Origin of the sequence: Rhodanobacter fulvus Jip2 (assembly GCF_000264315.1) — a bacterium.
Lineage (GTDB): Bacteria > Pseudomonadota > Gammaproteobacteria > Xanthomonadales > Rhodanobacteraceae > Rhodanobacter > Rhodanobacter fulvus.
Map to the genome: position 1 here is coordinate 1 of NZ_AJXU01000059.1, position 15,509 is coordinate 15,509.

Annotated in this window: 11 protein-coding genes and 1 pseudogene; 6 read left to right on the top strand and 6 right to left on the bottom strand. The window is 62.9% G+C overall.

Features of this window, described 5'->3' with window-relative positions:
• Window positions 1-27 precede the first annotated feature (27 nt).
• From UU9_RS13430 to UU9_RS13445, 5 genes are all read left to right on the top strand, one after another.
• Window positions 28-516, top strand: a complete 489-nt coding sequence (locus UU9_RS13430) for a P-loop NTPase family protein (RefSeq protein ID WP_007082304.1) — start codon at window positions 28-30, stop codon at window positions 514-516.
• A gap of 54 nt (window positions 517-570) precedes the next feature.
• The gene (locus UU9_RS18025; protein WP_156804297.1) at window positions 571-1,380 is read left to right on the top strand and encodes a TraB/GumN family protein; all 810 of its coding nucleotides are present in this window, start codon (window positions 571-573) and stop codon (window positions 1,378-1,380) included.
• A 71-nt stretch (window positions 1,381-1,451) separates the two neighbouring features.
• On the top strand, window positions 1,452-2,642 hold the full coding sequence (locus UU9_RS13435) for a hypothetical protein (RefSeq protein WP_040671054.1): 1,191 nt from the start codon (window positions 1,452-1,454) through the stop codon (window positions 2,640-2,642).
• 68 nt (window positions 2,643-2,710) lie between these two features.
• Window positions 2,711-3,409, top strand: coding sequence for a hypothetical protein (locus UU9_RS18030; RefSeq protein WP_156804298.1), 699 nt, complete (start codon window positions 2,711-2,713; stop codon window positions 3,407-3,409).
• Window positions 3,410-3,813: 404 nt separating this feature from the next.
• On the top strand, window positions 3,814-4,971 hold the full coding sequence (locus UU9_RS13445; protein ID WP_007082308.1) for an FAD-dependent oxidoreductase: 1,158 nt from the start codon (window positions 3,814-3,816) through the stop codon (window positions 4,969-4,971).
• Between the two features lie 13 nt (window positions 4,972-4,984).
• Here UU9_RS13445 and UU9_RS13450 read toward each other — a convergent pair.
• A pseudogene (locus UU9_RS13450) lies at window positions 4,985-5,254 on the bottom strand (membrane-bound PQQ-dependent dehydrogenase, glucose/quinate/shikimate family); the annotation flags it as partial.
• Between the two features lie 166 nt (window positions 5,255-5,420).
• Here UU9_RS13450 and UU9_RS13455 point away from each other — a divergent pair.
• Window positions 5,421-7,613, top strand: a complete 2,193-nt coding sequence (locus UU9_RS13455; RefSeq protein ID WP_007082310.1) for a M3 family metallopeptidase — start codon at window positions 5,421-5,423, stop codon at window positions 7,611-7,613.
• 629 nt (window positions 7,614-8,242) lie between these two features.
• On the opposite strand, the gene UU9_RS13460 is transcribed toward UU9_RS13455, so the two are convergent.
• From UU9_RS13460 to UU9_RS13475, 5 genes are all read right to left on the bottom strand, one after another.
• Window positions 8,243-9,589, bottom strand: coding sequence for a glycoside hydrolase family 27 protein (locus UU9_RS13460; RefSeq protein ID WP_156804299.1), 1,347 nt, complete (start codon window positions 9,587-9,589; stop codon window positions 8,243-8,245).
• A gap of 84 nt (window positions 9,590-9,673) precedes the next feature.
• On the bottom strand, window positions 9,674-11,113 hold the full coding sequence (gene uxaC / locus UU9_RS13465; RefSeq protein ID WP_007082312.1) for a glucuronate isomerase: 1,440 nt from the start codon (window positions 11,111-11,113) through the stop codon (window positions 9,674-9,676).
• A 66-nt stretch (window positions 11,114-11,179) separates the two neighbouring features.
• Window positions 11,180-14,044 carry a glycosyl hydrolase 115 family protein gene (locus tag UU9_RS13470; RefSeq protein ID WP_007082313.1) on the bottom strand — a complete coding sequence of 955 codons (2,865 nt, stop codon included), beginning with the start codon at window positions 14,042-14,044 and terminating at the stop codon, window positions 11,180-11,182.
• Window positions 14,041-14,181, bottom strand: coding sequence for a hypothetical protein (locus UU9_RS18035; RefSeq protein WP_156804300.1), 141 nt, complete (start codon window positions 14,179-14,181; stop codon window positions 14,041-14,043). Before UU9_RS18035 ends, UU9_RS13470 begins: the two co-directional genes overlap by 4 nt.
• Window positions 14,182-14,206: 25 nt before the next feature.
• Window positions 14,207-15,496 carry an MFS transporter gene (locus UU9_RS13475; protein ID WP_007082314.1) on the bottom strand — a complete coding sequence of 430 codons (1,290 nt, stop codon included), beginning with the start codon at window positions 15,494-15,496 and terminating at the stop codon, window positions 14,207-14,209.
• Window positions 15,497-15,509: the final 13 nt, after the last annotated feature.

Here is a 15,509-nt window from a genome sequence, read left to right on the forward strand (position 1 = left end):
AATAGATCAGAGCATCCTTAGGCCGCTATGAAAGTTCTCGTTTTCGGCAACTCAGGTTCTGGCAAAAGCACCTTGGCTAAGCAATTGGCCGAGGAGCATGGGCTCGCCCACCTCGACCTCGACTCCATCGTCTGGGAGCCCGGCAAGATCGCAGTCCAACTTCCAGCTCACACGGTCGCTGCATCCTTGGCTGCGTTCCTATCCGAGCACTCCCGCTGGGCCATCGAGGGCTGCTACGGCGAGCTCGTGCAAGCTGCATCCCATCATTGCACCGAGCTTGTGTTCCTCAACCCCGGCTTGGAGGCGTGCCTAGAGCACAACCGCAAACGTCCTTGGGAGCCTCACAAGTACGCCTCAAAAGAAACTCAAGACGGCATGCTGGAGAATCTGCAATCTTGGGTCGCCGGTTACTATGAGCGGCAGGATCAGTGGTCATACCACGCCCACCGTCAGATCTTCGATTCTTTTGCGGGCCGCAAAACCGAGCACCTCAGTGGCAGCGCGGTCGCGGCCTAACAGTTCGTTCAAGGCGGACGGCTGCGCCGCCGCTTAACTCCAGCGTTAGCCACCATGATCAAAGCCATCGTACTTCTCATCGTCCTTTTATTTTCAGCGGGTAGCTACGCAGCTCAACCGCCTGCTTGGCACATGAACTGTTCCGAACCTGATGGTCTACCGAGAGGCAAGCTGCTTCTTTTTGGGGAAATGCACGGTTCAAAAGAAACGCCGGCGCTCATCGCACAACTGGCATGCTTTCTTTCAAAGCACCAGGAAGTAGCGATTGGCCTTGAAATTCCGTCACGCGATCAGCCTCTCATTGATGCCTATCTTGCCAGCCGCGGTACAAACGCAAGCAGGGAAAAGCTTATGAGCAGCGTGTTTTGGAAAACTGACAGAGATGGAAGGTCGAGTGCGGCCATGTTCGAGCTCATAGATGCTATCCGAGATCTCAAAGAGCATGGACGTGCAATTGACCTATTTGCCTTTGATGACCAGCCAGGCACGACGCTAGAAAGAAATGTCGCAATTGCAAACGGCATCCGACGGTTTGTCAAAGAGCATCGCGAAGCGAAGGTAGTTGCCCTTATGGGTAACATTCATGCCATGCAAGACCCGATGAACATTGGGAAGGAGAAGCTCGTTCCTTCCGGGTACTTGCTTAAAGACCTGACGCCAATCTCCATCTTGGTGACTTATCCCAAAGGTACGATTTGGGCGTGCATGCCGGACTGTCGCAAACACGATCTTTCACCAAGAACTCCAGTAGCGGGGCCGGCAGGCTTCAAGAACGGCGCGACTTTAGATGGTTATAGCCGAATGTTTCTACTTAACTCTATCACGGCATCGCCGCCCGCCATCATGAATGGCTCCAAAGGCTAACCATTCGCCCAAGCGGACGCGCGAAAAGCCGCGCGCCGCTTAACTCAAGCGCCCGCACAGCGAGGATCGCAATGCTTGTTACTAGGGTCATCGGTAATTGTCCTGCATGCAATGCGACTGACGCCTTCGGTAACGTACTCATCGCTCGCGATCACGTCCTGCGGGGTTGTAAGGTATGTGCTTATTCCGAAGAAATCCCGCTTCCTCGTCTCTCTAAGAAGGTGATCTATCTAGATCAGTTCTTTTTCAGTGGTGCGTTTCGCAAGAAGGATTCAAGATTCGTGGAAGCTGCCGATCTCATAAAGAAAGCAGCAGCCAACCAGTTGCTTGTGGCGCCGTATTCGTCAATCCATGAAAACGAGACGTTTCAATGGAGAGGCTTCGATGGGAAGACCAAGGAGGACTTAATGAAGTTCATCAAGGCTACCTCCAGAGGTCATGAGTTTGAACCATCATATAGCGTAGAACGTGACCAAGTAATTCAAGCATTTTTAGCCTTCACAAAAGGCAAGGCTGATGAGTTTCAAGTCCGTCGCAAAACAGCACTAAGCTCCGACATAAATCAGTGGGAGAGCTATTTCCGCATCGAAGTTGGATCCTATCGCGGCGATGTAGAGCTGATTAGAAAGCTCAAAGCTGAAAGCATTGATCAATTAGTAGATGACGCCTTTCCGAGCTGGCGGAATGGTGGCTCCTCGTTTCAAGATCACGTTAATTTAGAACTTACAGATGCTGGCAAGTTCTACATTAAGTTCTATCTCGACTATGTATCGCGTATAGTCTCCGGAGACTACAGCGCCAACTTTGATTCGCCGATCATGTCAATGGTAGTCCAGCACATGCTTGAAGTGCTCCCAGACGAGCAAGACTTAGCTTCCAAAATTTCGCTGGTCAGGGGTTTCTTCGCATCAAAGCATTTCGCTAGTATCCCTCATCATTGGATTTCGGCCAGGATGTTTGCGGTCCTGCGTGAACAAGTCAAGAATGGGGCGTACACCAAACCAGATGAGGCAAAGCGCAGGCTTTCAGGCCTGTTCCAAGACGTAGATCACATTTCGTTCTACGGGCCCTACGTCGATGCCATCATCGTTGATCAACCCATGTCGTCTATTGTAAGTGATGGTCGGCTGGACGTATCCAACCGCTACGGAGTTCGAGTCTTTTCGCTCAACAACTGGGAAGCGCTATTGGATTGGTTGCGGTCGCTGCTTGAACATATGACCGTGGAGCACAAAGCGGCACTCGCGTTGGCGTATGCGTAAAGTGCGCGCTAACAATTCATTCAAGGCGGACGGCTTCGCCGCCACTTAACTCAAGCGTTAGGCTTCCTTTGAAAGATTCCGACCGAGCCCAAGAGTTTGTTGCTAAGTCGTCCAAGTGGCTTGGCTGGTGTGATTTGTATTATCAAAATATGCTGGAGTACGGAAAGGTCGACCGGATTGAGGACGTAGAGCGTACATTTGTCTCCGTTCTTCTACTGCTTGACTCGATACATCAGTCTTTAGTCGACGCAGCAAAAAAATTGGGTGCACTGTCGTGGAGAGACAGCCTAAACGAACTGCGAGAAACTGACCCATTGCTTCGCTACATTTGGAATGCTCGACGTTCCGAGGCACATGACGCACTCGTTAAGTGGCGTCCGGACATGAAGCATATGGAGTTCCAGATAGTGTTTCCGGAAACTGCCAGAATCCTTCAATTTGGTGCCCCGAACCAATACGAGGCTACTAGGAGACTGATCTTCAAGGCCTTCGGTGTTTCAACAGAAGACGAATTTTTTGACAAGGTAAAGGCAGGCCACTTTCCCTCACGCGCCGATCAGCTAGTCGCCGGCATCGAGATGCAGTCTTCTCATGGCACTCTCAGCTTGGACAGCTTCATTATAGGGAGTGGCAATCGTGCGGAGACGATCCCCGCGCCGGAACAACATCTTGGCAAGATGCTCCCGCCATCGGCAACAGAAGCAATACGGCTAGCAATTGACTTTTACCGCAATATGGCAATCGAGCTACAGACATTTTCGCCATGAACCCTAACCACTCGTTCGAGGCGGACGGCTCCGCCGCCGCTCAACTCAAGCGTTAAGCGAAATGGTGTCAGGGCAATTTTCATACAGACACGGAGCTGTAAATAGTCCCTGAGCCGCTTTTCGGCGCCCACATATCCCTGGCTGACCACTGAGCGCATCAAAACCGGATAGCCAACCAAACTTCCTTCCATCTCGGGCCTTTAATCGCCTTGTGCGATAGTGCATCCCTCAACCATCGCGAAAAACGGCTGTCCGGTCGGGAAGCAAATCGCAAGACCGGACGACCGCACACACGCCACCCATGCAGTCGAGCTGGGTCGGCCAGCGTTTCCCCCGACATAGGTCGGAGCTTGCTGTGAACCGTCGCGGATCGAACCGCGCGGTCGCAGTCATTGGAGCGCGCTGTGAACAACGAACTTCATCCATCCCCTGCGTCGACCTATCCGCGCATCGCCATCGTCGGTGCCGGCCTTGGCGGGCTGACGCTTGCGCGCGTGCTGCACGTCAACGGCATTTCCGCCACGGTGCATGAGGCGGAGTCTTCCCCCGATGCGCGGGCGCAGGGCGGCTTGCTCGACATCCACGAATACAACGGCCAGCTCGGCCTGAAAGCGGCGGGCCTGTACGAGGCCTTTCTCGCCCTCGCGCTACCGGGCGAGGATGCCAAGCGTGTGATGGACAAGCACGGACAGGTGCTGCTCGACCAACCGGGTTCGGGCAGCAGCGCCAAGCCGGAAGTCGACCGCGGTGCGCTTCGTCGCCTGTTGATCGAGTCGCTTCCCGCCGGCGCCATTCAATGGGGTCGAAAGCTCAAGCAGGCCTGCCGCCGCACCGACGGAACGCATCAACTTGTCTTCGCGGACGGCTCGACGGCCACGGCGGATCTGCTGGTCGGGGCCGATGGCGCCTGGTCGCGGGTGCGCCCGCTGCTGTCCGCCGCGGTGCCCGCGTACATCGGCACGACCTTCGTCGAGACGCACCTCTTCGATGGCGACACCCGCTACCAGGCCAGCGCGAACGCCATCGGCAGCGGCACCTTGATGGCGGTCGAGCCGGGCAGGGGCATCCTGGCGCACCGCTACGCGAACGGTGCGCTGCAAGCCTACGTTGCCCTGAACCAGCCGATGGCGTGGTTCGACGCGATCGACTTCAGCCAGAAGCCCGCGGCGCTGCGCCGGCTCGCCGACGAATTCGACGGCTGGGCCAGCGAACTGCGGACCCTGGTGACCGACAGCGATACGGCACCCATCGTGCGGCCCATCCATGCCTTGCCCGTGGACCATCGGTGGAATCGCGTCGCCGGCGTCACGCTGGTGGGCGACGCCGCCCACCTGATGTCGCCGTTTGCGGGCGAGGGCGCCAACCTGGCCATCCTTGACGGTGCCGAACTGGGCCTGGCGATTCGCGATCATCCCGGCGACATCGAAGCGGCATTGACCACGTATGAGCGGGCCTTGTTTCCGCGCAGCGCGTCCGTTGCGCGCCAAACGGCCAGCAATCATCGGCGCTTCTTTGGCGAGAGCACGCCGCGCAGCGTGGTGGAGTTGTTCGCCGGCCACTAGTGGCGCGGCCGCGCTAGTCCTGCGGCAGCGCATACACCACGATCTGGTCGCCGACCTGGTCTTTCAGGATGGTGTTGCCGCCGGCCACGAAGGCCACGTACTCGCGTCCCTTGTATTCGTAAACCGCGGGATTGGCGACCGCCGGAGCCTGCGCCTGGTCGGACCAGAGCTCTTCGCCGGTTGCCAGCGAATAGGCGCGTACCTTGGCGTCCATCGACGCGCCGATGAAGATGACGCCGCCGGCGGTGACCGCCGGGCCGCCGATGGTGGGCGAGCCCCAGCGTTTGCGAAGAGACCCACGCCCGACCGTGTGAAATGGACCCCGAAGCCGGTGCCAATCTGCAAACGCAACGTTGCTGGACCTGACTCCTTGATTTCATGCCTTTAGTCATGGGTGATCAGCGGGCGCATTGGGTACGATCGGAGTTTGCCCACGTCGAGAGTCCCTCATGAAGCATCCCGTCGCGCTGGCCCTGGCCATTGCCCTGTCCGGCTCCGTGGCCGCCTGTACCGATACAGAATCCGGCAAGAACGAATCCGCCACGTCCCAGGCGCAGAGCCCGGCAGTCGCAACCGAAAGCAGCAATCCGTTTTTCGCTGAAAGTCCGCTGCCGCTGCATTACCCGCAGTTCGACAAGATCAAGGACAGTGATTTCGCGCCCGGTTTCGACCGCGGCATGGCCGATCAGCTGAAGGAAGTGGCGGCGATCGTCGACAGTGCCGAGGCGCCGACGTTCGACAACACCATCATCGCGCTGGAGAAATCCGGGCAGATCCTGAGCCGCACTTCGACCGTGTTCTTCAGTCTGGTCGGCGTGGACACCAACGATGCACGCAAGGCGATCCAGGCCGAGTACGCGCCGAAGCTGGCCGCGCATCGCGATGCGATCGCGCTGAACCCGAAACTGTTCGAGCGCGTCCAGAAGCTGTACGACACGCGCGACAGCCTGGGCCTGGACGCCGAGGGCGTGCGCCTGATCGAGCGTTACCACACCGATTTCGTGCGTGCCGGCGCCAAGCTGTCCGAGGCCGACAAGGCGCGGCTGAAGACCATCAACGGCGAGCAGGCCAGGCTGGGCACGCAGTTCAGCCAGAACGTGCTGGCCGAGGTCAACGAATCGGCCGTGGTGGTGGACACGAAGGAAGAGCTCGCCGGCCTCACCGACGAACAGATCGCCGCGGCCGCGGCGGCAGCGAAGGAGAAGGGCCTGGACGGCAAATACGTGATCGCCCTGCTCAACACCACCGGCCAGCCGCCGGAAGCGCAGTTGCAGAACCGCGCCCTGCGCGAGCGCCTGCACAAGACCTCGGTGGCGCGCGGCAGCCGCGGCAACCCATACGACAACACCGCCATCGTGTCGCAGGTGCTGAAGCTGCGCGCGGAGAAGGCGACGATGCTCGGCTATCCCACCTACGCCGCCTACGTGCTGGCCGACGAAACGGCGAAAACGCCCGAAGCGGTCAACGCCATGCTGACCCAGCTGGCGCCGCCGGCCGTGGCCAACGCGAAACGCGAGGGCGCGGCATTGCAGTCGATGATCGACAAGGAGCAGGCGGCGAAGGGCGAGCCGACGTTCCAGCTGGAACCGTGGGACTGGGCGTATTACACCGAGAAGGTGCGCGCCGAGAAATACAACTTCGACGAGAGCCAGCTGAAGCCGTATCTGGAGATGAAGAACGTGCTTGAGAACGGCGTGTTCTACGCCGCCGGCCAGCTCTACGGGCTCAGCTTCAAGCAACGCACCGACCTGCCGGTCTACCACCCGGACGTGCTGGTGTATGACGTGTTCGATGCCGACGGCAAGCAGCTGGCGATCTTCCTGGCCGACATGTATGCGCGCCCGTCCAAGCGCGGCGGCGCCTGGATGAACTCCTACGTCGACCAGTCGGCGCTGACCGGCAATCTGCCGATCGTCGCCAACCACCTCAACATCACCAAGCCGGCCAATGGCCCGACCCTGCTGACCTGGGACGAGGTGACCACCGCGTTCCACGAGTTCGGCCATGCGCTGCACGGCATGTTCTCGAACGTGGAATACCCGTATTTCAGCGGCACCAGCGTGCCGCGCGACTTTGTCGAATTCCCGTCGCAGGTGAACGAGATGTGGTCCGACTGGCCGAGCGTGCTGGCCAATTATGCGAAGCATTACCAGACCGGCGAGCCGATGCCGAAGGCGCTGCTAGACAAGGTGCTGGCCAGCTCGAAGTTCAACCAGGGCTTCGCCACCACCGAGTACCTGGGCGCGGCGATGCTCGACCAGAGTTGGCACCAGATCGGCGCCGACAAGATCCCCGCCGCCGACGGCGTGATGGCGTTCGAGGCAGCTGCGCTGAAGACGAACGGCACCGATTACACGCCGGTACCGCCGCGTTATCGCACGCCGTACTTCAGCCACATCATGGGCGGCTACGCAGCCGGCTATTACGCCTACATCTGGTCCGAAGTGCTGGACGCGAACACGGTGCAATGGATCAAGGCCAACGGCGGGCTGACCCGCGCCAACGGCGATCGCTTCCGCCAGACCCTGCTGTCGCAGGGCGGCAGCAAGGATGCATTGGCGCTGTTCCATGACTTCACCGGCCAGGAGCCGAAAATCCAGCCGTTGCTCGAACGTCGCGGGCTGGATGTTGCGAACGACTGAGAGGTTGCGATTTTTTCAAGCTCTCGGCCCGGCCAGGGATGGCTGGGCATGAAGCAGTCAGGCAAGTGACTGTTTCATGTGAGCGTGTCCCGCTATGTGCCGGACGCGCGATAGAAGGAAACCACCGGAAGCGGTTTCCTTCGCGGACTTTGACGCATTCATCCGCTGAAAAACAAAGCCGCTCGGCGCGATTCGGTCGGCTTTCCCGTGGGCGCGACAACCTCACACGCGAGCGGCATCGCAGGCGTTGTGCGTGCTCGCCGGTGCGTGGCCGGGTGTCGGACAGGTCGCTGACAGTGGCGCATAAAGAAACCCGCAGAGGGGGAGTCTGCGGGTTTCGGGGGAGTCCATCTTTGTATGCATGAAACCGGAGGGGGATCCGGGTCATGCGGTGGGAGTGTTGTCTCACGACATGGGCTTTACTGTACTACATAGTTTGTTAATGAAACATAACCTGACGGGCCGTGCTGCGGCTCGCCCTCCGAAGAAGGACGAAAGCTCCTGCTTTGGAAATTTCGATACACCGGATACAAGAATCGCGCACAGGGGACGCTCCTGCAGGGGTTTTGCTGCCCGCAAAAATGGTGGCAAGAGGGGCGTCAGGGAGTGAACCTGGGGCCGTCGGGTCTTCACCGGCGCAACTCCAACAGCAAGACGCCGTGTGCGGCGACCGCGTGATTCACTGCGGCCAGCTTGCCCAGGTTCCTCGCACCCCAGACGTCGCTCACGGAATAGTTGCCATCCGCAAGCCCGTACTTCGCAAATCCGGCTTTCACCGTAGTTGCCGAATCGCCGGTGTTGAACAGCGCCAGGTAGTCCGCGCCGTCGGCGTGGGTCGTCCAGGCGATCACCGCCCCATCCTGTACGGCGAACCGCTGGCCTTCGCCGCGCTGGTCCATCGCGATCACCGCGGGATTGGTCAGCAGCGCCTGGGTCCAGTCATCCAGTCTGGTGAGGTTGCCGCCGAAGAACAGTGGCGAGCGGGCGATGGACCACAGTGTCACCAGGGTGCGCTGTTCGTCGCGGGTCAGCCGCGTGGTCCTCGGTTTGCCGTCGCCGGGCACCGGGCCGAGCCAGCCCAGCGGAAGCATGTCGGCGTCGGGCCAGTTGCCCGGCTTTACGTGGCTGGCCCAGCTGGCGATCACGGCGAACTGCGCCTTCACGTTCTGCGACCACTCGCCGTTGTCTTGCCAGTGGTCCCAGACGTCGTTGGAGATGCGCCAGAGCTGTGCGTTCCGGCCGAGCTCCGCAGCCTTTTCCAGCGGCGCGGGGCCGGGTGAAAGACTCAGGATCATGGGCCGCCCCGTTTTCACGATGGCGCGGTGGATCATGCGGATCTCGTCGCCCTTGTACGGATGCGAGGCGATGCAGTCGACCTTGATGTAGTCCACGTCCCAGCGGGCGTACTGCCGCATCAGCGCGTCGTACCAGGCCTGGCCCGCGGCGTTGTCCTTCACGCCGAAGTTGTCGGGATTCCACGGGCAGGTGTCGCCGGTGTCCGCCGCATCGACGGCGTGGAACGCGCTGCCCGCGATCGGCAGGTTGCCGGCCACGGCCTGCTTGGTGATGCCGCGGATGATGTGGATGCCGAACTTCAGTCCCTGCGCGTGGACGTAGTCGGCCAGCGGCTTGAAACCTGTCGTCCCCTTCGCCGTGGCAAAGCGGTTGAGCGCGGGTTCGTAACGGCCGTTGGCATCGATGCGGTAGTGCAACTTCTCGGGTTGGGACGCGTCCTGCGGGTTTGCCAGATACCAGCCCTCATCCACCACGGCGTACTGGTAGCCGGCCGCTTTCAGCCGCTTCGCCAGCACGTCCACGTTGGCGCGGTATTGCGACTCGTCGATGGTCAGGCCGTAGGAATCCCAGCTGTTCCAGCCCATCGGCGGCGTGGGAGCCAGGGTGGCCTGCTGCGCTTGTGCTTGTGCTCCAAGAACGAGGGCTGCTGCGCCCACCATCCACCAAAGAGTTTTCAACATGTCTCTGCGCCTTGGTTGAGTCATGACGGGCGAGGGCCGCCGAATCCCGATCGAGCTGCACGAACAGGCAGCGGCCCCTGCGTTCTAAAGCTTGTACGCCTGCTTCGGCAGCCGGTAGGCCAGATCCACCGCCACCGCCGCCGCCTCGTCCTCGTCCAGCCGATGCTCCGCCACCAGCTTGGCCAGAAAGGCGCAGTCGATGCGGCGGGCCACGTCGTGGCGGGCGGGGATGGACAGGAAGGCGCGGGTGTCGTCGTTGAAGCCGACGGTGTTGTAGAAGCCGGCGGTGCTCAAGGTCTGTTCGCGGAAGCGCCACATGCCTTCGGGCGCGTCGTGGAACCACCAGGCGGGGCCCAGCAGCAGGCACGGGTAATGGCCGGCCAGCGGGCCCAGTTCGCGCGCGTAGGTGCTTTCGTCCAGGGTGAACAGGATCAGGCGGAAGTTGGGCTCGTTGCCGAAGCGGTCGAGCAGCGGCTTGAGCGCGTGCACATACTCGGTGCGTACCGGGATGTCGGCGCCCTTGTCGCGGCCGAAGGTCTCGAACAGGCGCTGGTTGTGGTTGCGGAACGAGCCGGGGTGCAGCTGCATCACCAGGCCGTCGTCCAGGCTCATCGCGGCCATCTCGGTGAGCATCTGGCCGCGGAAGGTGGCCGCCTCGGCCGGCGTGAACTGGCCGCGCACGATCTTGCCGAACAGCTTGCGCGCCTCGTCGACCGGAAGATCCGCGGTGGTGCAGTCGGGATGGCCGTGGTCGGTGGAGGTGGCGCCCATCGAGGCGAAGAACGCGCGGCGCTGGCGATGCGCGCGCAGATAGCCTTCCCACGTATGGACGTCTTCACCGGTGAGCTCGCCGAAGTACTGCAGCGCGCTGGGGAACTGCTCGTGTTCCGGATCGATCACCGGGTCGGGCCGGTAGGCGGTGATGACGCGGCCGGACCAGCCGCTGTCGCGGATGGTGGCGTGATGCTCCAGCGCGTTGAGCGGCGACTCGGTGGTGGCGATCACCTCGATGTTGAAGCGCTCGAACAGCGCGCGCGGCAGGAAGGCCGACGTCTGCAGTGCGTCGGTGATGTGATCGAAATAATGATCGGCGGTGCCGGCGTCCAGCTTCACGCGCAGGCCGAACACCTCGTGGAAAACATGGTTCAGCCACATCGACGACGGCGTGCCGCGAAACAGGTGGAAGTTCTTTGCCAGCAGACGCCAGGCTTCGCGCGGGTCCACCTTGGCGCGCGAGCCGTCCGCGTGGGGAATGCCCAGCGCATCCAGCGAAATGCCCTGGCTGTAGAGCATGCGGAACACGTAGTGATCCGGCACCAGCAACAGTTCGGCGGCGTTGGCGAACGGCGCATTGCCGGCAAACCATGACGGGTCGGTGTGGCCATGCGGGCTGACGATGGGCAGCTGCGTCACTTGCGCGTACAGGCGGCGGGCGATGGCGCGCTGCACGGGGTCGGAGGCGAACAGGCGGTTCTCGTCCAGGACGAGCGGCGTTGACTGGGAGGAGTTTCCGGCAAGGCTCATGGCGATGGCATATCAGCAGTGGGGAGTGGCTCCATTCTCCTCGCAAGGGGGAGAACGGAGGCGTGATCAACGGTGGAGGCTTTCGGGCGCGCCGAGATAACTGTCGCGCAGCGGGCCACGCACGATCTCGATGCGCTGGAACACCACGCCCGGGTCGATGCGCCACAGCGTCAGCGTCTGCGCGCCGGCCCTGGCCTGGTGCTGCGACACCACGACGTCCACGCTGTCGGCCACGGCCTTGCTCCAGGCCATGAAATCCGCATCGCCTGGCGTGGGGTCGAGCTTGATCGTCACGATCTGCGGCTTTTCGTCACCGAGCGAGACGCCGAAACGCAGGCCGTCGCCGCCGCGGAAATCGAGCGTGGGCGACACGGTGACACGCACGTCCACCTTGCCATCGCGTTGCAGCCACACGGGGTATTCCAGTCGCGGACCGTTGCCATCGGCAGCGCTGCCCGGCGCCGTGGCCGGCAAGGCAGTGACGGCGGAAAGCGTGCGGCCCAGGTTGGGGATCGTGGTCCACTGCACGCCGTCGCCGTCGACCTTGCGCGCATAGTGCGCGGCCTCGATGGCGACGACGCCACGACTCTCGATGAAGCCGCTCATGCGCGTGTCATCGCGCCGCACGGGCACGTCGATGTGCACCTCGGCGCCGTCGCTGCCGCGCACATACAGTTCGGCGGCGTGGGTACCCGGCGGCACCGCTTTCCAGTCCACGTCCAGCCGCAGCTTGCTGGCGTCGGTGACCTTGCCGCTGGCCGGCGTGACCCGCAACCACGGCTGCGACGGCTTCGCCTCGAAGGTGAACGGCGCGCCGCCGCGATTGAACACCACCACTTCCTGCGACGTGGCGCCGTACGACTCCAGCGGCGCCAGCTGCGCGCGTTGGGCGACTTGCGGCAACGCATGCGCGTCACCTTCGATCGCCACGCCCATCACGCCACGCGCCGGCACATCCACCCGCGACAGCGCCGGCATCACGTTGCGCTCGGGCTGTTGCCAATAGGTGTAGCCGATATGCGTCTGCGACATCATGTGCGGCCACTTGCCGCCGGCGATGTCCTGCTCGTAGACGCGCGCCAGTTCCGCATCGCGCGCGAACAGGCGCTCGGCCTCCTTCGCCCACGCGTTGGCCGAGGCGCGACCCTGCTGCGCGTACAGCCGGTTGCGCGCCACCGCCACGTACAGCGCGTTGAGGTTGGCGCTGGCCAGGATCGGGTATTCGACCAGTTCGTAATACGCGTCGTGATATGTGCTGCCCAGTGCCTTGCCGATGCGCTGCGCCTTGTCCGCCAGCGCCTGCCAGTCGGCCAGCACGCGCTCGGCCTCGTGGTAGTTCGTAAGGCTGAAGGTGTCCGGCGACAGCAGCTCCGGTTTGCGGCGCGCGTTGTACTGCGTGTAGCGGGTCAGCAGCTCGCCGATCTCGGCGGCGTGGTCGGTGCCGAACTGCCGGGCGGCCCAGTTGGCGGCATAGCCGTCCAATCGCTGCAACGTCATCGCTTGCGGGTTCCACGCCAGGTCGAGGAAGAAGCTGAGCGGGAATTCCAGTGGCTTGATGTCGCCCACGTTGGCGATCCACAACTGGTTGGCGCCATACGCCGAAGCCAGCCGCATCTGTTCCCAGGTGCGCTCGATCTGGCTGCTGGCGATCCACTTGTAGTTGCGCGGCCCGCCCACGTAATCGAAGTGGTAGTAGATGCCGTAGCCGCCGGCGCGCTTGTCGCCAAGCTTCGGCACGCGGCGCAGGTTGCCCCAGTTGTCGTCGGCAAACAGCAGCGTCACGTCGTCGGGTACGCGCATGCCGGCGTCGAAATAATCCTGCACTTCCTTGTACAGCGCCCACACCTGCGGCGCCTGCTCGGCCGGCTTGCCGGTGACGTCGGCGATGATCTTGCGCTGGTCGGTGACGATGCGTTCGAGCAGGCCGATGGCGGTGCCCTGGGTCATCGGCTCGTCGCCGTCGCCGCGCATGCCCACGGTGACCAGGCTTTCGTGGTGATCCATGCGCTCGATGCCGCCGCGCCAGAACTTGCGCAACGCCTCGGCGTTCTTCGAATAATCCCAGGGCCCATGGCCGTAGCGTTCCCACTCGGCGTGGGCGCGCATCAGCGGTTCGTGGTGCGAGGTGCCGATCACCACGCCGTAACGGTCGGCCAGCACGGGATTCTCGGCGTCGTCATCGGCGAACGCGCTGCCCCACATCGCCGGCCACAAGGTGTTGCCCTTCAGGCGCAGGATCAGCTCGAAGACATGGGCGTAGAACGTGTGGTTGAAGCCACCGAACTTGGCCCGCGCGAAGCCGCCGAGCGCGGGCTCCTCGTCGTTGATGAAGATGCCGCGGTAACGCACCACCGGTGCATCGACGAAGCGCCCGGGCGCTGCGTACAGCGCCGCGCGGTGCGGCACCGGCACGTCGGCCCACCACGTCCACGGCGATACGCCGATCCGACGCGACAATTCGTAGATGCCGAAAATCGTGCCGCGCTTGTCGGCGCCGATGATCAGCAGCGCGCGGTCGATACCCGGTTCGGGATGCTCGACCACCTGCAAGGCGTACGCCTCCCAGCGGCCGGTCACGCCGCTCACGTCGAGGCGTTTGTCGCGCACGATGCGGTCGATGCGCGGGCTGTGGCCCAGCGTGCCGATGATGATCGCGGCGCGACCGGCTGCCGGCGTGTCGGTGGTGAACGTCGCTTGCGCACCCGCCACCGAGGAAAGATCCGATTGCAGGTCGTGTGCGGCGCGCAATACGCCGGGGTAATCCTGCGCATCGGCCACGATGGTCGCTGGCGTATTGGCCTTGATCAAAGTGGCGGCGCCGGGCACCGCGTGGGCGCACACGGCCGCTGGCTGCGTGCAGCCGGTGGCCGCATGGACGTTGGTGCCCGCCAGCAGCGCGACAACCGCGAAGACAAGGCCCCGCCCGCTCATTTTGCAGCGCCTTCGACGCCGCGCACGCAACCGTGCAGAGGCAACGTCGCTGGCCGCTCCTGACTGCGATTGTCGACCAGACACGAACGCTCCTCGTTGCGCCACAGACTAGCCAGGAAGGTTTCGATCATTTTCATGGGCCCTCTCCGACGAGCTGGGGGATCAAGAGTTGGTGCCGAGGGCCGCCGGCTGCAGGCGCGGGGCCAGCGCGTGCACGGCCAGCAGGGCGAGCAGATAGGCCGAGCCGGCCATGATGAACAACGGCACGTAGCTGCCGGTGGCCTGCAGCAGGAAGCCGGCGAACGTGGCGATCATCATGCCGCCGACCGCGCCGGCGAAACCGCCGATACCGACCACCGAAGCCACCGCGCGGCGCGGAAACAGATCCGAGGCCAGCGTGAACAGGTTGGCCGACCAGCCCTGGTGGCCGGCCGTTGCCAGCCCGATCAACGCCACCGCCACCCACATGTGGCTGGCATTGGCGGCAAACACGATGGGCACCACGCACAGGGCGCAGGCCAGCATCGCGCCCTTGCGGGCGCGGTTGGCGCTCCAGCCCCGACGGATCAGGTAACCGGCCAGCCAGCCGCCGGCGATGCTGCCGACGTCGGCGGTCACGTAGATCGCGATCAGCGGCAGGCCCAGTTCCAGCAGGGACAGGCCGTACGTGCTGTGCAGGAACTTGGGTAGCCAGAACAGCAGGAACCACCAGATCGGATCGGTCATGAACTTGCCGACGATGAACGCCCACGCCTGACGATGGTGCAGGATGGTTGCCCACGGCACGCGGGTGATCGGCTCGGCGGGATCGCTCTGGATATAGGCCAGTTCGGCCGGCGACAACTTGGGCTGCCGCTCCGGCGTCCGGTAGGTCAGCAGCCACGTGGCCAGCCAAGTGGCGCTGAGCACGCCGGTAAACAGGAACGCCGCCTGCCAACCCCACGCCACCGCGATGACGGGTACCACCATCGGCGCCACGATGGCGCCGATATTGGAACCCGAGTTGAAGATGCCGGTGGCCAGTGCGCGCTCGCGTCGCGGAAACCATTCGGCCACGGTCTTGATCGCGGCCGGGAAGTTGCCGGCCTCGCCCAGGCCCAGCGCGAACCGGGCCAGCGCAAACCCCAGCACGCTGGCGGCCAGCGTGTGGCTCATCGCCGCCAGGCTCCAGATGCCGATGGACAGGGCGTAGCCGATGCGCGTGCCGAAACGGTCGATGATCGCGCCGGCGCACAACAGGCCGATGGCATAGGCGCACTGGAACGCGGTGACGATGTAGCCGTACTCGATCTCGTTCCAGCCGATCTGGTTTTGCAGGAACGGCGCCAGCACGCCAAGCACCTGGCGGTCGATGTAGTTGAGCGTGGTGGCGGCCAGCAGCAGCGCGCAGACGCGCCAGCGGTATCGGCCCCCTTTCCCGGGCGGCGTGGTGGCAGCGTCGATGGCGTTCATGTCGATCCCCTTG